This window comes from Pseudomonas sp. efr-133-TYG-103a, assembly GCF_030209235.1.
Lineage (GTDB): Bacteria > Pseudomonadota > Gammaproteobacteria > Pseudomonadales > Pseudomonadaceae > Aquipseudomonas.
In genome coordinates this window covers 62,588-85,292 of record NZ_JARVSK010000017.1, presented here as the reverse complement: position 1 = coordinate 85,292, position 22,705 = coordinate 62,588, and the positions used below count along the sequence as shown (strand labels likewise).

Genomic DNA, 22,705 nt, shown 5'->3' with positions numbered 1-22,705 from the left:
TCTTTCGTCCGCTCAGGTGCGTTTCCATTGCACCTTGGTCACGCCAAGGCCTTCGGCATACAACATCGCAAGCCTTACGGGCCCTGCACAGATGTTCCCGTCCAGCGTGCCCACGCCCGCGTGCAATGTCGCGAAATGCAGGGCCTGGCTTTCACAGAGATGGCTGGCCTGATGCGAGAAATGTCGCGGTTCGCCTTGAAACTGGTAATGAATTTCAAAATCCTTAGAGTCATTCATCGTCGTAGGCCCGTGTGGCGTGCTGAGCGCCGCTCTGAAATTGAGTACTTCCTTTATGTACCTGACAGCCTGATCGCCGCATGCATCGGCGCTGCTGTCACTTCATTTCGAGATCGATACAGGCTTGGCGATACTTCAAGGCCTCGGATCGAGAAACGTTCTCTGCCTGAGAAAAGTCGTCTGCGAGGGCTGCAAAGCGACTGACCGGGGGAGAATTACACACCTTAGATGGCATTTTGAATCCCCTGCCGATGGGCGGTGTTAACCTGTATCTGTTTGGATGGAGAGCGCTTCGCGGATTTTTATTTCGACCTGACAGGTCACCCTTTTGGGTGTTTAAACGCTGGATTTGTCGCGATCATGGCAGTGGTTTGAAATGTACAGCCGTAAGTGGAAAAAAAGGCAAATTGATGGCCCGCCTGCATGACGATTTCTGGAAAAATCCTGTCTTTTTTCAAGCGATTTTGGGACGAGGGTGTATGCGTAGAGTGGGTGTGATCCTGACAGCATCGTTGCTTGCAGCGTTGGCGATGCCTGCTCAGGCCAGAGACATCAGCAAGAACGACCTGCAGGTGTGTAAATGGGGCGCGGGAATGGCAGGGGCGGCGCAGCAATCCAAATTGTCCGGGACCACGCTGAACAGCGCACGTAAAAAGCTGCAGACGCGAAAGTTCTCCCAGCCCTGGATGCGCAAGATGGCGGTGGGCATCACTGAACAGACGTATAAGAGCCCGTCCAGGCTCAAGCCGGCTGCCGTCAAGCAGACCTACTACGACGGCTGCATCCAGCACGATCTGGCCCGTAAATAGTCGGGCCTGTTCACGCAACGGCGGCTGTCTCGCAGCCGCCTCTTAGGGTGACGAGCAGAGCGCGTCAGGCCGCTCTCAATGGCAATTTCCGGCCAGCCGATAGTGCTGAGCCTCGGCGGCGGCTGCGCTGTTGAACTCAACCCGGTTCTTCTCGGCCACGGCGTTGTACGACGGGCAGTCAGGTCGGTGATAAACCAGGGTCTTGCGGTTGCCGCGGATGGCCGAAGCCAGGTGGGTGGCTTCGGTCGAGGCTGCCGGTTTCATCGGGTTCGCCACGCCGGGCCGGGCTTGTGTCGCCACGGTCGATGCAGCTGCCGCGCCGCTGCCACCGCCCAAGTGTGCGCTGAGGAAAATCGGCGCGTGGTCCGATACGCTGTCGCGACCCTTGGCATGGGTGAGGCCCAGGAACTGCGGATAATCGAACACTTTCACGCTGTTGACGCGGATCGCCGTGGTTTTGCTGACGAAGATGTTGTCGTAGAGATTGGCGAATTTTCCGTCGGTCGCCGACAGCGTGCTGGCGCCTTCGAGCACCAGCGGCCGGGCGCTGGCGTCGAGGTTGTTCCATGCAGGCGCGTTGGGCGGCGTATTGAAGTCACCCATCAACATGATCTGCGAGTTGCCGGCATAGGTCTCCTTGAGCCAGTTCCAGTAGCTGGACAGGGCAATGATTTCCGATGCCCGATCGGACTGACTCTTGCCGTACAGGATGTGCACGGTCGCTACCACGAAAGTACTGCCATCCTTGAGCGATCTGAACCGCGCCGAGTAGGGCTCGCGCTCGAAGGTGTCGTTGCGGTCCAGGTAGGTGACGGCGCCGTCTTCATAAGCTACGACATCGTCTCGCCAGACGAATCCATACATCTCCTTGTAGGAAGATCGACCGACCGCGTGGGACGCCATCGCGCTCCAGTGTTTCCCGGTTTGTTTGCCCAGCTCTTTGGCAAGGGCCTGCAGTGCCTCTTCGCTCATCAATTCCTGAACGGCGAGGAAGTCGGCCTTCTGCGCCACTTTGGCGATGCTTTGGAAATCCTTGTTGGGTCGTACGCTGAGGTGTTCCAGATTCCAGGTGCCGATGGTGACGTCGGCGCAGGCGTTTTGCAGGAAAGAAAGGGCAAGCAGGATCGAAACGAAAAATCTGAGCATTGTTTTCCAACTACGGAGATCGGGTTAGAGGCAGGCGCTGCGCTGAAGGCCGGCCTTCCTATCAGCGGCCGATCAGCGCAGGTGTATTCAGTCTTCTCGCGGTACGGTCCAGAACACCTGGACACCGCCGTCATCTCGCCACGCGAGGGTGACGTTGTCGTTCTCGTCGATTTCCTCCAGCAACTGATTCCAGTCGTCCTCCAGCTCATCGGCCAATCGGAAGATCAGCGCAGAGCGTGCTCTCTGCGCAGTGGGAGAGTTGATGATTTTCTGAATGCGGATGCCCATACGTTGGTAATGGTCAGGCGTGGAAGCGGCATGGTCTGACACGAGCGTGATCCCTTATTGTTGCTGTATGTGCATACAGTATTTCACTGTGGGACGTTTCGCAACACTGGATCAGACAAAAACCAGATGATAGCCAAGTCGTTGATTTGTCCCACCATTATCTGTGCAGCGAACCATTATCGGACGGACCGATCTGATCACTTGTTGGCGGAACGGTTCGCAATCAACGGAAAACTCAGGAGTGCGCATGAACATCAAAGGGGTGGGACTGCCGGTGGCGTTTGTCTGCTGTGCATTGTTGGCGGGATGCTCGACCGCAACGGTCGTGACGCTGCAGAACGGTACGCAGTATGTGACCAAGGATGCGCCGAAGACTAAGAGCAAGGATGGCTTTTACGAATTCGAGGACATCAGCGGCAAAACCGTGAAGGTACGTGCCGACGAAGTGGCCACGGTGAAAGAAGAAGAGTGATGCACGCGGCCTGATCAGGCATTACCGGTCAGGCCCTTTTTTTGTCCTCGTACTTGGCAGAGCACTGGCCGGGGCGAGGGGACGACTGACGCTGACGAGGTGATCTCAGGCAAGGAACATCCGCGCATGGACGTTGCTCTAACTTGGCAGCGAAAAAACCGGATCCATTTTTTGTCAGGCTTGCACCATGGAATACCCACCGACGACCGCGCTCAGCGCAGCCCCTCTGCGGTTTCTCTCCAACGGCGGAAACGTCGGCGCATTGCTTCAGTCAGGCCAGATGGACGGTTCGCCTCTGGGCGCTCCGCAGGAATGGTCGGCCAGCCTGAAATCGTTGATGGGCACGATTCTTCCTGTTCAGGCGCAGATCGTTCTGTTCTGGGGGCCGGAGTTCGTCGCGCTGTACAACGACGCGTATGCGCCGAGCATCGGCGACAAGCACCCGCGTGCGCTCGGCCGGCCTGCAGTCGAGAACTGGCGCGAGCTTTGGGATGATCTGGAGCCGCTGCTGCGCGGCGTGCGGGACACCGGTCAGACGTTTTCCGCGAAGGACCGACCGTTCTATATCGAGCGGCACGGTCGCGGTGAGACCGTGTATTTCGATGTTTCCTATTCTGCCGTCTATGAGGACGAAGACAGTCCGGTCGGCGGCGTGTTGTGCGTGGTGACCGAGACCACCGAGCGGGTCCTGTTCGAGCGACGTCAGGCGTTGCTGGTCGAACTCGGCCGCGAGCTGCCTTCGATTCGTGAGCCTCAGCGGATCGAGGCCGATCTGGTCACCCGGCTGGGCCGCGAACTCAGCGCTTCGACCGTGTGTTTCGGTGAGGTCAGCGATGAACCGGGCGTACTCGACATCCGCCGCGAATTTCGTCGAGGCGCAGTCAGCGTGGTGTCGCGGCAACACACGCTGACTGCTGACGCCCTTCGATTGCTGCAACAAGGCGAGACCGTGCTGGCTGAAAACGATGCCCGGGCATCGACGCGCGCCAACCACGCCGAAGAAGAACAGGGCGGCGACACGGCCATCTTCGTTCCGCTGATTCGGCATGGCGGGCTGGCGGCGGTATTCATCGTCCAGTTCGAGGGCGGCAGGATCTTGAGCGAGCCGTACATTCATCTGGTCGAGGAAGCGGCCAAACTGGGCTGGCTGTGGATCAACCACGCGCGTTCCGAGGCCGCACTGCACGCCAGTTCCGCGCAGTTGGGCGCCATCTTCGAACAGGCGGGCGCGGGGATTGCCCTTTGCGATCATCGGGGCGTTTTCCAGCAGGTCAACGATCGCTATTGCGACATCGTCGGCGTGGCGCGCGAGGCCATGCTCGGCTGCTCGATCGTCGATATCCAGAACCGCAGCGCCCTGCAGACCGGCGCTCTGTTTCAGGACGAGTTTCTGAAATCACAGGTCCCGTTCGAGCTCACCCAGCATCATGTACGCGCCAATGGCTCGGCGGTCTGGGTGCAGACCCACGTCACGCCGCTGCTTGATGATCAGCGTAACCTCGGCGGTCTGCTGTTTGTCTGTGTCGACATCAGTGCGCGGATGCGCGCCGAGTTGCAGTTGATGGAGCTCAACGAGAGTCTGGAGCAGCGGGTGGCGACGATTGTCGCTGAGCGCGAGGCGGCGCTGTCATTGCTGCACGAGTCGCGCAAGACCGAGATGGTCGGGCAGCTTGGCGGCGGCATCGCCCATGACTTCAATAACCTGCTGACGCCCATCATGACTTCGCTCGAACTGCTGCGGCGCCAGCCGGAAGCCAATGAGCGTTCGAGCCGGTTGATCGGTGCTGCGTTGCAGGCGGCTGATCGTGCGCGAATTCTGGTCGGCAGGCTGCTTACCTTTGCCCGCCGGCAGACGCTGAAGCCGCAAGCCGTGGCCCTGGACCTGCTGGTCAACGACATGCGCGAGCTGATCCAGCGTTCGCTGGGGCCGATGATCCGCGTCATGGTGGACATCCCGCCAGCGCTGCCTAAGGTCTTCATCGATCCTCATCAGCTCGAGTTGGGCATCCTCAATCTGGCGGTCAATGCGCGCGATGCCATCGACGAACAAGGCTGCCTGCGGATCAATGCCTGCGCCCAGGCGTTCGCCGAGCCTTCGGCGCACGGCCTGGCGGCGGGAAGCTATGTGCGACTGAGCGTCGCCGATGACGGCTGCGGGATGAGCGAAGCCGTGCTGCGCCGCTGCGTGGAGCCGTTTTATTCGACCAAGGGCGTCGGCAAAGGCACCGGTCTCGGATTGTCGATGGTGCAGGGGCTGGCGCTGCAATCGGGCGGCGGGTTCAGTATTCAATCGGCTCCGGGCAGCGGCACTCAGGTCGATGTGTGGTTGCCGGTGTCGAAGGCCGGCTCGGAGGATGGACGGTCCTGCGAGGCCGAGCCGGTCCCGGTCGCCGCTCAGCCTTTTCACGTTCTGCTTGTCGACGATGAAGAACTGGTCCGCTACACCACTGCGCTGCAGCTGCGCGACCTGGGGTATCAGGTGACCGAGGCAGGCTCGGCGTCGGTGGCGCTGCGCATGGTCGAGGCGGGGCTCAGGCCCGACATCCTGGTGACCGACCAGTTGATGGCCGAACAGAACGGTGCGCAGCTGGCAATGACGTTGCGCACCCGCCTTCCCGAGTTGCCGGTGCTGATCATCACCGGTTACACCCAGCAGACGGCGGCGCAGCTGCATGGATTCGAGGTCCTGGCCAAGCCGTTCAGTCGCGCAGACATCGCCGCCAGGGTCGCTCAGGCCATTCGGTGCAGAGAACCGGCTTCGTAACGAACGGCGTCGCAGTTGCCCGCGCGAAGGCCGGGGCAAATTCGGACCATTTGCCCGGCGAGCAAGACTTCCGGCGGAAAAACAGGATAATGGCGGCCATCGTTTCGCTCGCTCTTATGGTAGTTCCGCATGGAAATCAAAGTTAACTTTCTCGACAATCTTCGACTTGAAGCCAAGTTCGATGATTTCACCGTCATCGCCGATCAGCCGATCCGTTACAAGGGCGATGGCTCCGCACCGGGTCCGTTCGACTATTTCCTCGCGTCTTCCGCGTTGTGCGCCGCTTACTTCGTGAAGCTGTACTGCGAGACCCGCAATATTCCCACCGACAATATTCGCCTGTCGCAAAACAACATTGTCGATCCGGAAAATCGCTACAACCAGATCTTCAAGATTCAGGTCGAGCTGCCCGCTGATATTTCCGCGAAAGACCGTCAGGGCATCCTGCGCTCCATCGACCGTTGCACGGTCAAGAAAGTGGTGCAGACAGGTCCCGAGTTCGTCATCGAAGAAGTGGACAACCTGGACGCCGACGCCCAGGCCTTGCTGATGCTCGATTCCGACGCGCAGACCCGCACCTACATTGCCGGCAAGGACCTGCCGCTGGAGCAGACCATTGCCGACATGTCGGGGATTCTTGCGCGCCTGGGCATGAAGATCGAGATCGCGTCGTGGCGCAATATCGTGCCCAACGTATGGTCGCTGCACATCCGTGACGCGCACTCGCCGATGTGTTTCACCAACGGCAAGGGCGCGACCAAGGAAGGCGCGCTGGCCTCGGCGCTGGGCGAGTTCATCGAGCGGCTCAATTGCAACTTCTTCTACAACGATCAGTTCTGGGGCGAGGACATCGCGCAGGCGGCGTTCGTGCATTACCCGAACGAGCGCTGGTTCAAGCCTGGCCGCAAGGACGAACTGCCCGCCGACCTTCTCGATGACTATTGCCTGGGGATTTACAACCCCGACGGCGAACTGCGCGGCTCGCATCTGTACGACACCAACTCCGGCAACACCGAACGCGGCATCTGTGCGCTGCCGTTCGTGCGTCAGTCGGACGGCGAAACGGTTTACTTTCCGTCCAACCTGATCGAAAACCTGTTCCTGAGCAACGGCATGAGCGCCGGTAACACGCTGGCCGAAGCGCAGGTGCAGTGCCTGTCGGAAATCTTCGAGCGGGCGGTCAAGCGTGAGATTCTCGAGGGCGAGCTCGCGTTGCCGGATGTGCCGCAGGACGTGCTGGCTAAATACCCGGGCATTCTCGCCGGCATTCAGGGGCTTGAGGAGCAGGGCTTCCCGGTGCTGGTGAAGGATGCGTCGCTGGGCGGCGAGTTTCCGGTCATGTGCGTGACCCTGATGAACCCGCGCACCGGCGGCGTATTTGCCTCGTTCGGCGCGCACCCAAGCCTTGAAGTGGCGCTGGAGCGCAGCCTGACCGAGCTGTTGCAGGGCCGCAGCTTCGAGGGCCTCAACGACCTGCCGCAGCCGACGTTCGAGAGCCATGCGGTGACCGAGCCGAACAACTTCGTCGAGCATTTCATCGATTCCAGCGGCGTCGTGTCGTGGCGCTTTTTCAGCGCCAAAGGCGATTACGAATTCGTCGAGTGGGACTTCTCCGGGCAGGGCGAGAACTCCAACGAGGAGGAAGCGGCGACGCTGTTCGGCATTCTCGAAGACATGGGCAAAGAGGCGTACATGGCCGTCTACGAGGACTTGGGCGCCACGGCCTGCCGGATTCTGGTGCCTGATTATTCCGAGATCTACCCGGTCGAAGACCTGATCTGGGATAACACCAACAAGGCGCTGGCATTCCGCGCCGACATTCTCAACCTGCACAGCCTGGATAATCGCGCCCTCAGAGCGCTGGGCAAGCGTCTGGAAGACAGCGAGCTGGATGATTACACCGACATCACCACGCTGATCGGCATCGAGTTCGACGACAACACGGCGTGGGGTCAATTGACGATCCTGGAGCTCAAGCTGCTGATCCACCTGGCGTTGAAACGCTTCGACGACGCCAAGGAACTGGTGGAGATGTTCTTGCAGTACAACGACAACACGGTCGAGCGCGGGCTGTTTTATCAGGCGCTGAATGTGGTGCTTGAGATCCAACTGGACGATGAGCTGGAACTGGACGACTACCAGGTCAACCTGCGCCGCATGTTCGGGGATGCCCGCGTGGACGCGGTGCTTGGCTCGGTGGACGGCAGCGTCCGCTTCTACGGCCTGACGCCGACCAGCATGAAGCTGGAGGGACTTGATCGTCATCTGCGCCTGATCGACAGCTACAAGAAGCTGCACAGTGCGCGCGCCAGTGCGGCCGCACGTTCGGCCAGTTGAGGCGAGCGTCACAGGCGCTGCATCGACGAAGCCAGGCGCTGCCTGGCTTTTTTTCACGAGGCGGATTCCCTGGCGCCGCCGCGCCCCGGCGGTCCTGCCCCTTCACAAGGTTCACAGATCCATGTCCACCCTCACTTTTCGCGACGCCGTAGCGTCTGACGCAGCGCGTTGCTATCAGATCGAATCCACTGCCTACGAAGGCGACGAAGCGGCCACGCTGGCGAAGATCCAGACCCGGATCGCCCAATACCCGCAGGGCTTCCTGATCCTGGAAGACGCGGGCGCAATCGTCGGTTTCATCAACAGCGGCTGCGCCCACGATGTGGTGATGTCCGACGAAGACTTCAAAGAATTGATCGGTCATTCAGCCGACGCGCCGAACGTGGTGATCATGTCGGTGGTGGTCGATCCTGCTCAGCAGGGCAAGGGTTTCGCAACGCTGCTGATGCGCGAATTCGTGTCGCGCATGAACGCGCTGGGCAAGAGCAGCATTCATCTGATGTGCAAGGAGCGACACGTTCCGCTGTACCAGCGAATGGGCTATCAGTACGTCAAGCCATCGCCTTCGGACCACGGCGGCATGGCCTGGCACGAGATGGTCATGACACTCGAGGGCTGAAACGCAAGACGCTCGACGTGATGATCATGAATAATTTTCGTGGTCATCACGATCAGAATGAGTTTGTCTCAGCATTGGCAGGTATCGACAATGGCGCCATTCAAACGCATTGGAGTTGTCTGTCATGGCCTTGGCCCATTCCCTGGGGTTCCCCCGCATCGGTCGCGATCGCGAACTGAAGAAAGCGCAAGAAGCATTCTGGAAAGGCGAGCTGGACGAAGCCGGGCTTCGCGAAGTCGGCCGTGCGTTGCGCGAGACGCACTGGGAGATCCAGAAGCAGGCGGGTATCGAACTGTTGCCGGTAGGCGACTTTGCCTGGTACGACCAGGTGCTGACGCACTCGCTGATGGTCGGCGTGGTTCCCGAGCGCTTCCGCCCAGAGCAGGGGGCGGCCACCCTGCAGACGCTGTTCGCCATGGCGCGCGGCGTCAGCGACAGTTGCTGCGGCGGGGCTCATGCGCAGGAAATGACCAAGTGGTTCGACACCAACTATCACTATCTGGTACCTGAATTCAGTGCCGATCAGTCGTTCCAGTTGGGCTGGCACCAGTTGTTCGAAGAGGTCGCCGAAGCGCGCGCCTTGGGCCATACCGTCAAACCGGTGATTCTGGGTCCGCTCACTTATCTGTGGCTGGGCAAGGCCAAGGGCGGCGATTTCGACAAGCTCGACCTGCTGGAGCGTCTGCTGCCGGTTTACGGGCAGATCTTCCAGCGGCTGGCTGAGCTGGGCGTGGACTGGGTGCAGATCGATGAGCCGATCCTGGTGCTCGACTTGCCGCAGGACTGGAAGAATGCGTTCGAGCGTGCCTACAACATCATCCAGCGCGACCCGCTGAAAAAACTCATCGCCACCTATTTCGGTGGTCTGGAAGAGAACCTTGGCCTGGCCGCCACGTTACCGGTGGACGGTCTGCACATCGATCTGGTGCGAGCGCCCGAACAATACCCGACCATTCTCGACCGTCTGCCGGCATACAAGGTGCTGTCGCTGGGCGTGGTCAACGGGCGCAACGTCTGGCGCGCCGATCTCGAACAGATACTGCTCACACTGCGCCACGCCCATGAACGCCTCGGCGATCGCCTGTGGATCGCGCCCTCGTGCTCGCTGTTGCACAGTCCGGTGGATGTGGAGCGTGAGGACGGGCTCGACGCGGAGCTGAAAAGCTGGCTGGCCTTCGCTGTCCAGAAATGCGAGGAAGTGGCGGTGCTGACCGAGGCCCTCAATGACCCTGACGCGCCCGGCGTCAGCACGGCACTTGCACAGAGCCGCGCGATACAGGCCGCTCGCGCCGTCTCGCCGCGCATTCACAAACCCGCAGTGCAAGACCGGGTGGCGGCCATCGGTGCCCGCGACAGCCAGCGTCAATCACCTTTCGCTCGACGGATCGAACAGCAGCGCGCGCGGCTGGCATTGCCGGCATTTCCCACCACCACCATCGGCTCTTTCCCGCAGACGCCGGCCATTCGCCTCGCTCGGCAGTCCTGGAAGCAGGGCAAGCTGACTGACGCCGAGTACACCGAAGCGATGCACAGTGAAATTCGCCATGCCGTCCAGGTGCAGGAGCGTCTGGGGCTGGATGTGCTGGTGCACGGCGAGGCTGAGCGCAACGACATGGTCGAGTATTTCGCCGAGCAGCTCGACGGCTATGCTTTTACCCGTTTTGGCTGGGTGCAGAGCTATGGCTCGCGCTGCGTGAAGCCGGCGGTGATCGTCGGCGATCTCAGCCGTCCGCAGGCCATGACCGTGGAATGGATTCGCTATGCGCAGGGCCTCACCGACAAGGTGATGAAGGGCATGCTCACCGGCCCGGTGACCATGCTGATGTGGTCCTTCCCGCGTGAAGACGTGAGCCGCGAAACGCAGGCGCGGCAACTGGCGTTGGCGATCCGCGATGAAGTGGTGGATCTGGAAGCGGCCGGCATCCGGATCGTGCAGATCGATGAAGCGGCGTTCCGTGAAGGCCTGCCGCTGCGCAAGGCGCAATGGCAACCCTATCTGGACTGGGCCACCGAGGTGTTTCGCCTGTGCGCGTCCGGTGTCGGCGATCACACCCAGATCCACACGCACATGTGCTACAGCGAATTCAACGACGTGATCGAGTCCATCGCCGCCATGGACGCGGACGTGATTACCATCGAGACGTCGCGCTCGGACATGGAGCTGCTGGACGCGTTCGAAGCCTTCGCGTACCCCAACGAGATCGGTCCGGGTGTCTATGACATCCACTCGCCACGGGTTCCCGATGCGTCTGAGATGATCACTCTGCTGCGCAAGGCCGCCCGCCGGATTCCGGCCGAACGCTTGTGGGTCAACCCGGACTGCGGCCTGAAAACCCGCGGCTGGGCAGAAACCGAAGCGGCGCTGGTGCACATGGTTGCGGCGGCGCGCACGTTGCGCCGCGAACTGGCCTGACGGCGCGCGGCGACACCCCGGCCGGAGCACGCCAGCCGCGCTCCGGCTTTCTGCGCCGCTGTCCGTCCGAGTCGGGACGGCCTACGCTGACGGTCGTACCTGACACCCATCTCACGGGGCGGACCCGCTCATGAAACAGATCCTCGTCATCGGCATCGGCGCCGGAAATCCGGAACACCTCACCCTCGAGGCGGTGAACGCGCTGAACCGCGTCGACGTGTTCTTCCTGATGGACAAAGGCCCCGACAAGGAATCGCTGAATCGCCTGCGCCGTGACCTATGCGAGCGTTACATCACTCAGCGACGTTATCGCGTGGTCGAGGCGGTGAATCCGGAGCGCCAGCGCGAGGGGAGCGATTACCGGGCGGCCGTCGATGCGCTCAATGCCGACAAGCAGCGGACCTTCGAGCGGCTGATCGCCGATGAGCTGGAGGAGGGCCAGTGCGGAGCGCTGCTGGTGTGGGGCGACCCGTCGCTGTACGACAGCACCCTGCGGATTCTCGACGCCATCGTTAAAGGCGGGCGGCAGCCGATTGAATACCGGATCATTCCCGGCATCACCAGCGTCCAGGCACTGGCGGCGCAGCACAAGGTGACGCTGAACAGCATCGGCGGGTCGATCGCCATTACCACCGGGCGGCGTCTGGCTGAAGGTTTTCCGAAGGATGTCGACAGCGTGGTGGTCATGCTCGACGCCGGCAACGCTTACCACACACTGCTCGATCAGAACCTCGATATCTTCTGGGGCGCGTACGTCGGAACGCCGGAGGAGATCCTCATCGCGGGGCGCCTCAAGGATGTCGCCGACCAGATCGATCGGGTTCGCGCCCAAGCCCGCCAGACCAATGGCTGGATCATGGACACGTATCTGCTCAGGCGGGTCGTCGAATCAGAGGAGGGCGAGGGTGACTAACCGGTCACCATTCGTCCCTTGCCGGTGAAATTCGTTGAATTGATCACGCAACGCGGAATCGACAGAACATAAATCAATAAGGATGTTGCCATGATCTCTGCCCTTGAACTCTGCCATATCGTTGAATCCGGCTTTCTGCCTGCCAAATGCAAATGCACCATCGACGCGAACGATCAGATGATGATTCAGATCTTCGACCGCGATCGCGGTCATGCAGATTTGCTGGCGTCTGGCATTCCCACCAGCACGCTGGGTTCCAGCCGCGCCATCGCCACGCTTATTGCGTCCCTCAAAGACGAGTTGAGGCTGCATCCGGTCGGTCGCAACGTGGTGACTCAAAAGCTGGCTTAGTGGTCACAGCGCCGGGCTGCAAAGCCATCAGCGCGCGGGGAAACTCACGCAAAAGGTGGTGCCGTCAGCGTCACTGGACTGCGCGCTGACGTCCCCGCCATGGGCCCTGGCGATTTCTTTGACGATGAACAGGCCCAGGCCGACGCTGCGTACGTCGTCATCGCGCTCGCTGCCTCGGGTCATCGGCTCGAACAGGCTGGCCATCGAAGCGGGCGAGATGCTCGTGCCACGGTTGTGTACCGACACCGAAGCCACGCCATCCTCTACCCGTGAAGCGATCACTACTGGCTGGTCCAGATCGCCATAGGCCACGCTGTTGGCGATCAGATTGCCAACGATCTGTGTGATCCGATCCGCATCGAAATCCGCGTCGCCCATGCCTTGGCGATGGTGCACAAGGCTGGCTTGTGGGAAGGCCACGCGCAGTTCATTCACGCTGTTGCCGATCACCCGATGCAGGTCCAGCGGCCGTCGCTGAATGCCGATGCCATGGCCGACCCTGACCAGCGCGAAGTCGAGCAGGTCGGCAATCATGCGCTGGGCGCGCTCGGAGGACTGGCTGATATGCCCCAGCAAGCGGACCCCGCGGGCGTCACGCTCACCTCGCGCGAGCAGATCGGCAGCCATTTTTATCGCGGTCAGCGGGTTCTTCAGGTCATGGCTGGCGATGGCGACCATCTGTTCTGCAAACAATGCCCTGCGCTGCGATTGCTCGTAGGCGACGCTCAATTCCACCTTGGCCTGCTGCAACGCCGCTTCGGCGGCCGTCTTCTCCCACAGCAATTCTTCAGCACGCTTGCGCGCGGCGATCAGCTCGCGCTCGAACTGATCGCGGTCGGCCGTGACAAACAGCGCCAGCTCATGAAACACGCTGCCGGCATGTTCGCGCCTGACGCCGTTGAGCAGCATGGTGACGGTATGGCCCTGCTGATGCAGCAGCTCGAGCTTCACCTCGGCGACCGAACCCTGCATCTGCATCAGCGGGGCCCAGTGTGTCTGGTGAAACATCTTGCCGCCCATGGTCAGCAGGCTCTGAAAACGACGCCCGTCGAGCGCTGCCGGGGTCATGCCGACCCAGCTGCAGAAGGTCTGGTTGGCGCGCAGAATGCGGCCGTCTGCGGCGGTCACGACCAGACCGCACGCGGCGCCGTCGAACAGGACGGCGGTGTCCGGCAGGGGCACCTGATCAGTCGACATGTTCGCCAGCCCACGGCTTCAGGAAACTGTCCATTGCCGCGGCGCAGGCAGCGGGTGCGCTCATGTGCGGGCAATGGCCGACGTTGGCGACCAGGCAAAGCGTGCTGTCGGTCAGCGTCGCGTGCAAGTATTCGCCGACCGCCACCGGCGCGATGAGGTCTTCGGTCGATTGCAGAATCAGCGTCGGCGTGGCGAGGCCGGCAACGTCGTCGCGGTTGTCCGACATGAACGTGACGCGGGCGAACTGCCGGGCGATGTCCGGTTCGGTGCGGCAGAAACTGTTGGTCAGCTCTTCGCTGAGCGCCGGTTGGCCGGGCGCGCCCATGATCACGGGCGCCATCGCGCTGGACCAGCCCAGGTAATTACTGTCCAGCGTGTCGAGCAGCGAATGGATGTCCTCGCGCCGGAAACCGCCGACGTAGTCGCCCGAATCGATGTAGCAGGGTGACGGCCCGACCATCACGTGCGCGGCGATACGGCCCGGACGCAAGCGATCGGCCAGCGCGGCGATCATGGCGCTGACCGAATGGGCGACGATGATGACCGGGCCCACGGCGTACTGGTCGATGATTTCGTTGAGGTCCTGAGCGTATCCGGCGAGCGAGTCGTACTTGTCTCGGTCATAGGCGCCCAGATCAGACTTTCCCGCGCCCACCAGGTCGTAGATCACCACTCGGAATCGTGAGGTGAAGCGCCCGTAGAGGTAGCCCCACATGCTCTGATCGCAACCAAAGCCGTGAGAAAAAATCAGCGTCGAGGGGCCCTGGCCGAGAACGTTGACGTTGTTGCGCTGCTGAAGATCCAAAACGATCTCTCCGGTGAGCCAGAGCCAGTCTGGCTGCGGTGGCGAAGATACTGCCGCCGCGTGCCGCGAAGGGCAAGCCTGCACCGCGTTAATTGCCGCTATTTGTCGGCTGCGGACGCCTTCATCCCGTGGAACAGCGGGGGCGTATTCGGCCCGACGCCGCGCACCGCCTATCCGTCGAACCGGACATTTCGTTGAACGTCCGCCTCGTTCTTCCTGACACATACCGTGAGTGGACGAAATTCGTCTCTTCAACCCACGACGAGACAGGAAGACAGACATGACCGATTATCCAAAACCGCCTTTTGCAGCTCAGCAGCAAACTGTGCCTGGCGATCAGAGCAAGATGGAGCCGTACCCCGATTGCGGTGAGAGCAGCTATAAGGGCTCGGGCAGGCTGGCCAACAAAATCGCGTTGATCACCGGCGCTGACAGTGGCATTGGCCGCGCCGTGGCCATTGCGTTCGCGCGGGAGGGTGCCGATGTCGCGATTTCCTACCTGGACGAGCACGAAGACGCCAAGGAAACCGCGCGCTGGGTGGAAGAGGCCGGGCGGCAATGCATCCTGCTGCCCGGGGATCTGGCGCAGAAGGAACAGTGTTCGGCCATTGTCAGCGACACGGTCAGCAAGTTCGGTCGCATTGACGTGCTGGTCAACAACGCGGCGTTCCAGATGACCCACAAGACCCTCGAGGAAATCTCCGACGAGGAGTGGGTGAAAACGTTTGATGTCAATGTCCACGCGATGTTCAGGATCTGCAAGGCGGCGCTCCCGCACATGAAGCCCGGCGGTTCGATCATCAACACCAGCTCGGTCAATTCGGACATGCCTAACGCCACGCTGGTGCCCTACGCGGCCACCAAGGGCGCGATTGCCAACTTCACGGCGGGTCTTGCGCAGATGGTGGCCGAGCGCGGCATTCGGGTGAACAGCGTTGCGCCCGGTCCGATCTGGACGCCGTTGATTGTGTCGACCATGCCGGATGATCAGGTCAAGGAATTCGGCAAGCAGACGCCGCTCGGCAGACCGGGCCAACCCGTCGAAGTCGCCCCGATCTACGTGCTGCTGGCCTCTGACGAAGCCAGTTACATATCCGGCTCGCGCTATGGCGTGACAGGCGGCAAACCGATTCTCTGAGCCCGGTTGCCGCAACAACGGCGATCACCCAGCCACCGGGTGATCGCCGTTTTCATATCCAGTCGCATGCCGTGGGCGTTTCGAGGCGAACAGCATCCGTGGGGGCAGACCGCGTGGCGCCAAGCCGTCTGTCGTCGGATCCGGGCGGGCACTTGAACGACTGCGAAGTGCCAGCAGTCAGCTGAATGACACCACCGATCAGAGCGTTCAGCGCCGCAAAGTGGGTCCGACACCATCCGTGATGTGACATGCCCATGTGGAGATGCCCCCAATGAGTGACCTGCCCGTGCCTGGTACGGCTGTCGTGCCGCTGCGTTTTCAACCCTCATTCGAACAGATTCCCGACGACGAAGCCGAAACCAGCAGAGAGCTGGCCGAAACCCTTCACGGCATTCTGGAAACCACTTTCAAGGACGGCGGCCACGCTATTCGCAGCGTGCATGCCAAGGCCCATGGCCTGCTGCGCGGGCGCATCACCGTGCTTGACGATCTGGCGCCGGAGCTGGCTCAGGGCGCGTTTGCCAAGCCTGTGACGATGCCCGTCGTCTTGCGTTTTTCCACCAATCCCGGCGACATACTCGATGACAAGGTCTCGACCCCCAGAGGTCTGGCGATCAAGATCGTGGGCGTCGAAGGGCCCCGTTTGCCGGGCGCCGAGGGCGAGGTCACGCAGGATTTCGTGATGATCAACGCCAAGGCCTTCACGTCCGCGACGCCCAAGGCGTTTCTGAAATCGCTGAAACTGCTCGCGAAAACCACCGACAAGGCGCCTGGCCTGAAGAAGGCATTGTCGGCGTTGTTGCGGGGTGTGGAGTCGACCATCGAATCCATGGGCGGCGAGAGCGGCACGTTGAAAAGCCTGGGCGGCCATCCGCAGACCCACATTCTCGGCGAGTCGTTCTACAGCGTCGTGCCGTTTCTGTATGGCCCGTATTTCGCCAAGCTGGCGGTGGTGCCGGTCTCGCCTGCACTGACCGCGCTGACCGATCAGCACGTGGATTTCGGGGATAACCTTGACGGCCTGCGTGCGGCGGTGCACGACTATTTCCAGGCCCACGGCGGCACATGGGAGGTGCGTGTCCAGCTCGCCACCGACCTTGAGAAAATGCCCATCGAAGATGCTTCGGTGGTCTGGCCCGAGGCGCTCAGCCCCTATGTGACCGTGGCGCGCATCGAGGTCGATCCGCAGCCCTCGTTCAGTGCGCAGAACGTGCGTGATATCGATGAAGGCATGGCCTTCAGCCCCTGGCACGGCCTGGAGGCGCATCGTCCGCTGGGCGGTGTCATGCGTGTGCGCAAACCTTCTTACGAGATGTCCGCGGGGTTTCGCCAGACGCACAACGGTTGCCCCCTTCACGAGCCGCGTTCATGAGCCCGGCCGCGTTCGGCCGGCGTTATTCCGGTGAGGTCGTCTGATGCCGCTCATTCATCCAGCTGCCCATTATCGGCCTTATACCTCAGCCTCCGGGGGCTGGGGTTCGGCGTTCTCGGTGATGAACATCCTCTGGCGCGAACAGGCGTTGTTCAAGACACCGCTGGCGCTGGTCCGGCAGAACAAACCCAAAGGCTTCGCCTGCGTCAGCTGCGCCTGGGCCAAGCCCGGCAACCCCCATGCGCTGGAGTTCTGTGAGAACGGCGCCAAAGCCACGGCCTGGGAGCTGACCTCGCTGCGCACCGGGCCGGGCTTCTTCGAGCAGCATTCGCTCAGCGAATTACGCCAGTGGAGTGATTACGATCTGGAGCAGCATGGTCGCCTGACCCATCCGCTGCGCTACGACCCGGACACCGATCGCTATCGCACCACCAGCTGGGAGCAGGCCTGGGCCGAAATCGGCGAGCAGTTGTGCGCGCTGACGCCGGATGAAGTGGTGTTCTACGCGTCCGGGCGGGCCTCGCTGGAAGCGTCGTTCATGTACCAGTTGTTCGCCCGCGCCTACGGCACCAATAACCTGCCGGACAGTTCGAACATGTGCCACGAGAGCACCTCGGTGGGCCTGCAGGAGAGCATTGGCGTACCGGTGGGCACGGTCACGCTGGCCGATTTCGAGCACACCGACTGCATCTTTTTCTTCGGCCAGAACGTGGGCAGCAACAGCCCGCGCATGCTTCATCCTTTGCAGGAGGCGCGCAAGCGCCAGGTGCCGATCATCACCTTCAATCCGATTCGCGAACGCGGGTTGGAGCGCTTCGTCAACCCGCAGTCAGTGCGGGAAATGCTGGGGCCTGAGTCCACCGTCATCAGTACTCAGTACCACCAGGTCGCCATCGGCGGCGACACGGCGGCAATCACGGGCATGGCCAAGGCACTGCTGGAAATGGACCGGACGGCGCTGGCCAACGGGCAAGCTTCGCTGCTCGATCATGGGTTCATCAACGAACACACCGATGGTTTCGCAGCGTTCGTCGCCGAGGTCGATCGCCACGGCTGGCCTGAACTCGAAGCGCGTTCGGGGCTCAGTCGTGGCGCGCTGGAAGCCGCCGCAACGGTGTACGCGCGGCACGAGCGGGTCATGGTCATCTACGGGATGGGCATGACCCAGCATCGACATGGCGTGGAGAACGTGCAGATGCTGGTCAATTTCCTGCTCATGCGCGGCAACATGGGCAAGACCGGTGCCGGGATCTGCCCGGTGCGCGGCCATTCCAACGTGCAGGGCCAACGCACGGTGGGCATCACGGAAGACCCGGCGAAAGTGCCGGTGGAAAAGATCGAATCGCTGTTCAACTTCAAGGTACCGCAGCACAAGGGCCGAGCGACCGTGGACACCTGCGAGGGCATTCTGGACGGCAGCGTGAAAGGCTTCATCGGGCTGGGTGGCAATTTTCTGCGCGCCGTGCCTGATACCGATCGCATCGAGCCGGCCTGGTCGCAATTGACGCTGAACGTACAGGTCGCGACCAAGCTCAACCGCAGCCACCTGTTGCCCGGTCAACACGCCTGGCTGCTGCCATGCCTGGGGCGTATCGAGCAGGATGTGCAGGACGGCGTCACGCAGGTTTACAGCACCGAAGACAGCACCGGTTGCGTGCATGCCTGGCAGGGCAGAAGCGAACCGGCCGGCGAGCAGCTGCGTGCCGAAGTCGCGATCATCGCGGGAATCGCCCAGGCGACGCTGTCCGGCAACGAGCGGATCCCATGGGAGGACTGGCGACGGGACTACGCGAAGATCCGGCTGGCGATCAGCCAGGTGTACCCCGAGATTTTCCATGACATGGAATCGCGCATGTGGGCGCCGGGAGGATTTCACCGGCCGCTTCCCGTCAATCAGCGCCAATGGAAGACCGAAACGGGCAGGGCGCGGTTTATCTCGCCGCGCAGTCTGGACGAGGACGACGATGTCTCTCTGCGGGGCGCGCGTGACGTGCTTCAGTTGATGACCCTGCGCAGCAACGATCAATTCAACACGACCGTGTATGGCTATGACGACCGCTTCCGTGGCGTGCAGGGCACGCGCAGCGTGGTGTTCATGAACCGCAATGACATCGTGCGGCTGGGTTTTGCTGCAGGCGACTGGGTCACGTTGCGCACGGCGATAGAGCCCGAAGTCCGTCGCGAAGCGGGTCCCATGCAGATCATTGCCTATGACATTCCGCAAGGCTGTGCGGCGGCCTATTATCCCGAGTGCAATCCGCTGGTGCCGCTCTGGCACCATGCCGAGCGGAGCAAGGTGCCAGCGGCGAAATCGGTGCCTATCAGGCTGAGTCGCGCGCAACCCGATGCGCAGGCGCTCAAACGCGCGTTGCCCGAGTCCGATCAGGTGCGTTAGTGACGCTGCGATCGCCGGGCGAAGGACGCCCGGCGTCGCGGCTCATGTGCGCCAGTGCGGCGGGTAGGCAGCGTCATAACCGGGAATGCCACGCAGGCGCGTCAGCCATGCCGCGATGGCGGGGAACGTGCCGTTTAGATCATCGAAACCCAGCGCCAGCGTGGTGGCTTCTTCCCGCTTGCCAATGCGTGCCAGCAACTCCAGATTCGGCAGTGCGGCGATATCTGCCGCGCTGACGGCGTTACCCGCCAGATAATCCGTCTGCGCAAGCGCCGACTCCATCCACGCCAGTGAGCCGTGAGTGTTTTTCGCCGACTCACGAACCGCGTCAGGGGCGCTGCCAGCCTGTCCGCTGAAGATCGCCCGGGCGAGCCCGTCGATGCTGTCGCGGGTGTAGTTCACGAACTCGAAGATGCGTTGCCAGATCAGCCCGGTCTCTGCAGCGGTCGTGCCGAACAAGGGTGGAGTCGGGTGCTCGCGCTCGATGAACGCCATGATCGCGATGGACTCCTGAATCACCACATCACCGCTCTTGAGCACCGGCACCTTGCCGCGCGGATTCAGCGCCAGGAACGCTGGCGTCTTGTTTTCCTGCTTGCCGGAATCGAGACGTCTGGAGACGTAATCGACGCCTTTGTAGTCCATCGCAAGCTTGGCCCGCCACGCGTTCGGGCTGCCGCTGATCCAGTAGAATTCGTGTGCCATAAGTGTCCAGTCGAAAGAAAGGAAGTTGACGGGTCAGGCGGGGCTGCCTGGCCCGCACGGTTACGCAGACCTCAGCTCAGGCCGCCGGAGACTGTCAGGTGCTCGCCGGTGATCCAGCGCGAATCATCGGACGCCAGGAAGACCGCCACGTCGGCGATGTCATCCGGCTGACCGGCGCGTCCCAGCGGCGTCATGGCCACCAGGTTTTTCTCCATGTCCGATCCGGTGATGCCGCCGCTGTGAGTGCCTTCGGTTTCGGTATAGCCCGGTTTGATTGCATTGACCCGGATCTTTCTCGGCGCCAGTTCTTTGGCCAGTACCCCGGTGATGGCGTCCACTGCGCCTTTGGTGCCGCTGTAAATCGCCGTCGCCGGCGGCAGAAGCGTGGTGATGCTCGAACTGATGTTGATCACGCTCGCGCCATCGCTCAGATGCCTGGACGCCGCTTGTGTGACCAGCAACAGGCCCAGCACGTTGGTGTTGAACTGACGGTGGAACTCCTCTTCGGCGATCTCTTCGATGGCGCCGAAGGCATACACGCCGGAGTTATTGACCAGAATGTCCAGCCGGCCGAACTCATCGATGGCGGTCTGGGCGAACTTTTCGGCGTCAGCCGCTTTGGTGACGTCACCGCCCACCAGCGCGGCCCGGCCACCGGCCTGCCTGATGGCGGCGACCACCTGTTCCGCCGCCGATTGGCTGCTGGCATACGTGACCACCACTGCGGCGCCTTCGGCGGCGAGTGCCTTGGCGATGGCTGCACCGATGCCTTTGGACGCGCCGGTGACGAGTGCTACTTTTCCTTCGAGCTTTGCCATGATCCACCTCGTTAAGCGTTGATTAATGTGTTTTCAAAAACAACAATTTAGCGCAAAAAAAATCACGTCACGTTTTCTACCGCATCGATCACATTCGCCAGCGTCTGCTGCTTCAAACCCAACTCGAACGCGTCCTGCGCGCGTTGCAGCACGGTGCCCAGGCACCCTTTGATGTTCCTGCTGACATGACAGCCTTCGGTGACCGGGTAGCAATGCACCGTGAACGCTTTAGGCGCCTCGCTCGCGTTGTAGATGTCGAGCAAGGTGATCTCTGCCGGCAGGCGGGCAAGCGTGCACGCGCCGGACTTGCCCCGTGTCGTACTCACCAGACCGGCCTTGGCCAGCTTGGAAATCACGCGGCGCACGAAACTGGGGTCAGCATTGATGCTGCCCGCAAGATCGCTTGACCGTATCGATTTGCCGTAAAGCACACCGAGGGAGGTCATCGCATGCAGCGCGACGGAGAACTGAACATTGGTCTGAGACATAATGTGACGGTAATTAGCATAATAAAGTCTGTCAACTCATTTCAGCCGCAGGCAATGAACAGCGGGGAAAAGTGAGAGACAAAGACGCCGATGTCTGGACGATGGCCGCGCTGTACCGCTATTTGCCGACGAACTGCACCTCACTTATGGCGAAGTCTGCCGATAATGGATCCAGATTGCCATTTTCAAGGAGTGACACCATGCCGTTCACGGATCACCGCGTAGCCAAGGCGCTCGAGATCTTCATCAATCGCAACGCCCAGCTGCAGCGGGAACTGGCCAGCCTCAGCCGTCATCCTGGCGGTCTGTTCGTCGAAGAGCGCCGCGTTCAGCATGCGCAATCGGCGTACCTGCGCGCCGTCGATGAGCAGGGCACCAATCCTTACGATTTCGCCCTGCGCTTCCTTGCCAAAACGCCAAAGGAGCTTGAAGCGATGCGCCAGGAACGCCGTCAGGAACTTCACGCCCTGCAGGCCGCAGCGTCATAAACGAGCGTTTCTGTATTCCCGGACGTGGTCGATCAGCGCGCGCAGTTTCGGCGCCAGATTGTGGCGGTTGGGGTAATACAGGAAGAAACCGGGGAACGGTGCCAGGTAATCATCCAGCACCGTGACCAACTCGCCGCGCTCGATGTAGGGCCGGAAGGTGTCTTCGATGCCGAAAGTGATTCCGCCGCCCGCGAGCGCGGTGCGCACCATCAACAACATATCGTTGGTGGTGATTTGCGGCGCCACGGCGACATCGAATGCGCGGCCTTGCTCACTGAACTCCCAGCGATACGGCGCAACTCCCGGGGCAGGGCGCCAGCCGATGCAGCGATGCCCGGTCAGGTCGCGGGGATGCACCGGCGTGCCATGGCGCGCCAGATAATCCGGCGTCGCAACCGCCACCTCCCGCTGCTCATCGGTCACCGGCACGGCGATCATGTCTTGCTCGATCACCTCTCCCAGTCGCACGCCCGCATCGAAGCCGCGCTCGACGATATCGAATGCTTCATCGGTCACCGTGACATCCAGGGTCACGCCGGGGTATGCCTCCACGAAACCTGCGATCAGCGGGCCGTCCAGAAAACGCTCGGCGATCGAGGTCACGGCAATGCGCAGCAGACCTCTCGGCGGGCCCTTGATCGCCGCCGTGTCCAGTGCGCCGGTCAGAGCAGCCAACGCCTGAGCGGTCTGTCGATACAGCTGTTCTCCGGCTTCGGTCAGCCGCACATTGCGCGTTGAGCGCTGGACGAGGGAGACGCCCAGCGTGTCCTCCAGCCTGCGAATGCTCTGACTGACGGCTGAGCGGCTGACATCCAGACGGTCGGCGGCCGCACGAAAATTATGCAGCTGGGCCACGGCTTCGAATACTTTCAGCAGGTTGAGGTCGATGTCCATCGCAGGTCTCACTGGTAAGTCTTGCTAACCAATTCAGTCAGTTTCAAGGGTCTTAT

The 22,705-nt window shown here is 61.6% G+C and carries 21 protein-coding genes; 12 read left to right on the top strand and 9 right to left on the bottom strand.

The window, feature by feature from the left end; genetic code table 11:
• Window positions 1–12 precede the first annotated feature (12 nt).
• Window positions 13–237: a DUF6555 family protein gene (locus tag QRN36_RS15660; RefSeq protein ID WP_285424886.1), complete on the bottom strand. Its 225-nt coding sequence runs from the start codon at window positions 235–237 to the stop codon at window positions 13–15.
• Between the two features lie 479 nt (window positions 238–716).
• On the opposite strand from QRN36_RS15660, the gene QRN36_RS15655 reads away from it, so the two are divergent.
• Window positions 717–1,046, top strand: coding sequence for a hypothetical protein (locus QRN36_RS15655; RefSeq protein WP_285424885.1), 330 nt, complete (start codon window positions 717–719; stop codon window positions 1,044–1,046).
• A gap of 75 nt (window positions 1,047–1,121) precedes the next feature.
• On the opposite strand, the gene QRN36_RS15650 is transcribed toward QRN36_RS15655, so the two are convergent.
• Complete coding sequence (locus tag QRN36_RS15650) at window positions 1,122–2,192, bottom strand: endonuclease/exonuclease/phosphatase family protein (RefSeq protein WP_285424884.1); 1,071 nt, start codon at window positions 2,190–2,192, stop codon at window positions 1,122–1,124.
• A gap of 87 nt (window positions 2,193–2,279) precedes the next feature.
• Entirely contained in the window at window positions 2,280–2,480 is a 201-nt protein-coding gene (locus QRN36_RS15645) for a DUF1654 domain-containing protein (RefSeq protein WP_093459075.1), read from the bottom strand.
• A 247-nt stretch (window positions 2,481–2,727) separates the two neighbouring features.
• Here QRN36_RS15645 and QRN36_RS15640 point away from each other — a divergent pair, with 247 nt between their 5' ends.
• The 7 genes from QRN36_RS15640 to QRN36_RS15610 all read left to right on the top strand — a co-directional run bounded on the left by QRN36_RS15640 (window position 2,728) and on the right by QRN36_RS15610 (window position 12,349).
• Entirely contained in the window at window positions 2,728–2,952 is a 225-nt protein-coding gene (locus QRN36_RS15640; protein WP_093459074.1) for a YgdI/YgdR family lipoprotein, read from the top strand.
• A 187-nt stretch (window positions 2,953–3,139) separates the two neighbouring features.
• Window positions 3,140–5,716, top strand: coding sequence for a PAS domain-containing protein (locus tag QRN36_RS15635; RefSeq protein WP_285424883.1), 2,577 nt, complete (start codon window positions 3,140–3,142; stop codon window positions 5,714–5,716).
• A gap of 129 nt (window positions 5,717–5,845) precedes the next feature.
• On the top strand, window positions 5,846–8,053 hold the full coding sequence (locus QRN36_RS15630; RefSeq protein ID WP_285424882.1) for an OsmC domain/YcaO domain-containing protein: 2,208 nt from the start codon (window positions 5,846–5,848) through the stop codon (window positions 8,051–8,053).
• Between the two features lie 121 nt (window positions 8,054–8,174).
• Complete coding sequence (locus QRN36_RS15625; RefSeq protein WP_285424881.1) at window positions 8,175–8,672, top strand: GNAT family N-acetyltransferase; 498 nt, start codon at window positions 8,175–8,177, stop codon at window positions 8,670–8,672.
• Window positions 8,673–8,796: 124 nt separating this feature from the next.
• Entirely contained in the window at window positions 8,797–11,085 is a 2,289-nt protein-coding gene (metE, locus tag QRN36_RS15620; RefSeq protein WP_285424880.1) for a 5-methyltetrahydropteroyltriglutamate--homocysteine S-methyltransferase, read from the top strand.
• Between the two features lie 130 nt (window positions 11,086–11,215).
• Window positions 11,216–11,998 carry a precorrin-6A synthase (deacetylating) gene (gene cobF, locus QRN36_RS15615; protein WP_285424879.1) on the top strand — a complete coding sequence of 261 codons (783 nt, stop codon included), beginning with the start codon at window positions 11,216–11,218 and terminating at the stop codon, window positions 11,996–11,998.
• A 90-nt stretch (window positions 11,999–12,088) separates the two neighbouring features.
• A complete protein-coding gene (locus QRN36_RS15610; protein ID WP_285424878.1) occupies window positions 12,089–12,349 on the top strand; it encodes a DUF1652 domain-containing protein in 261 nt (86 codons plus the stop codon).
• A gap of 27 nt (window positions 12,350–12,376) precedes the next feature.
• On the opposite strand, the gene QRN36_RS15605 is transcribed toward QRN36_RS15610, so the two are convergent.
• Together QRN36_RS15605 and QRN36_RS15600 are read right to left on the bottom strand one after the other, a co-directional pair.
• Window positions 12,377–13,546: a PAS domain-containing sensor histidine kinase gene (locus tag QRN36_RS15605; protein WP_285424877.1), complete on the bottom strand. Its 1,170-nt coding sequence runs from the start codon at window positions 13,544–13,546 to the stop codon at window positions 12,377–12,379.
• A complete protein-coding gene (locus QRN36_RS15600; protein ID WP_285424876.1) occupies window positions 13,536–14,351 on the bottom strand; it encodes an alpha/beta fold hydrolase in 816 nt (271 codons plus the stop codon). The genes QRN36_RS15605 and QRN36_RS15600 overlap by 11 nt, the downstream gene beginning before the upstream one ends.
• Before the next feature lie 280 nt (window positions 14,352–14,631).
• On the opposite strand from QRN36_RS15600, the gene QRN36_RS15595 reads away from it, so the two are divergent.
• The 3 genes from QRN36_RS15595 (at window position 14,632) to QRN36_RS15585 (ending at window position 19,256) form a co-directional block, all read left to right on the top strand.
• Entirely contained in the window at window positions 14,632–15,489 is an 858-nt protein-coding gene (locus QRN36_RS15595) for an SDR family oxidoreductase (RefSeq protein ID WP_285424875.1), read from the top strand.
• Window positions 15,490–15,760: 271 nt separating this feature from the next.
• On the top strand, window positions 15,761–16,861 hold the full coding sequence (locus QRN36_RS15590) for a catalase family protein (protein WP_285424874.1): 1,101 nt from the start codon (window positions 15,761–15,763) through the stop codon (window positions 16,859–16,861).
• A 43-nt stretch (window positions 16,862–16,904) separates the two neighbouring features.
• Window positions 16,905–19,256 carry an FdhF/YdeP family oxidoreductase gene (locus QRN36_RS15585; RefSeq protein ID WP_285424873.1) on the top strand — a complete coding sequence of 784 codons (2,352 nt, stop codon included), beginning with the start codon at window positions 16,905–16,907 and terminating at the stop codon, window positions 19,254–19,256.
• 42 nt (window positions 19,257–19,298) lie between these two features.
• On the opposite strand, the gene QRN36_RS15580 is transcribed toward QRN36_RS15585, so the two are convergent.
• From QRN36_RS15580 to QRN36_RS15570, 3 genes are all read right to left on the bottom strand, one after another.
• Entirely contained in the window at window positions 19,299–19,961 is a 663-nt protein-coding gene (locus tag QRN36_RS15580; RefSeq protein WP_285424872.1) for a glutathione S-transferase family protein, read from the bottom strand.
• Between the two features lie 71 nt (window positions 19,962–20,032).
• Complete coding sequence (locus tag QRN36_RS15575) at window positions 20,033–20,779, bottom strand: glucose 1-dehydrogenase (RefSeq protein ID WP_285424871.1); 747 nt, start codon at window positions 20,777–20,779, stop codon at window positions 20,033–20,035.
• A gap of 62 nt (window positions 20,780–20,841) precedes the next feature.
• Window positions 20,842–21,267 (bottom strand): Rrf2 family transcriptional regulator, encoded by a 426-nt coding sequence (locus QRN36_RS15570; protein ID WP_285424870.1) that lies wholly within the window; start codon window positions 21,265–21,267, stop codon window positions 20,842–20,844.
• A 200-nt stretch (window positions 21,268–21,467) separates the two neighbouring features.
• Between QRN36_RS15570 and QRN36_RS15565 the strand changes: the two genes are divergently transcribed.
• Window positions 21,468–21,755 (top strand): DUF6388 family protein, encoded by a 288-nt coding sequence (locus QRN36_RS15565; protein WP_285424869.1) that lies wholly within the window; start codon window positions 21,468–21,470, stop codon window positions 21,753–21,755.
• Here QRN36_RS15565 and QRN36_RS15560 read toward each other — a convergent pair.
• On the bottom strand, window positions 21,750–22,649 hold the full coding sequence (locus tag QRN36_RS15560; protein ID WP_285424868.1) for a LysR family transcriptional regulator: 900 nt from the start codon (window positions 22,647–22,649) through the stop codon (window positions 21,750–21,752). The genes QRN36_RS15565 and QRN36_RS15560 overlap by 6 nt on opposite strands.
• Window positions 22,650–22,705: the final 56 nt, after the last annotated feature.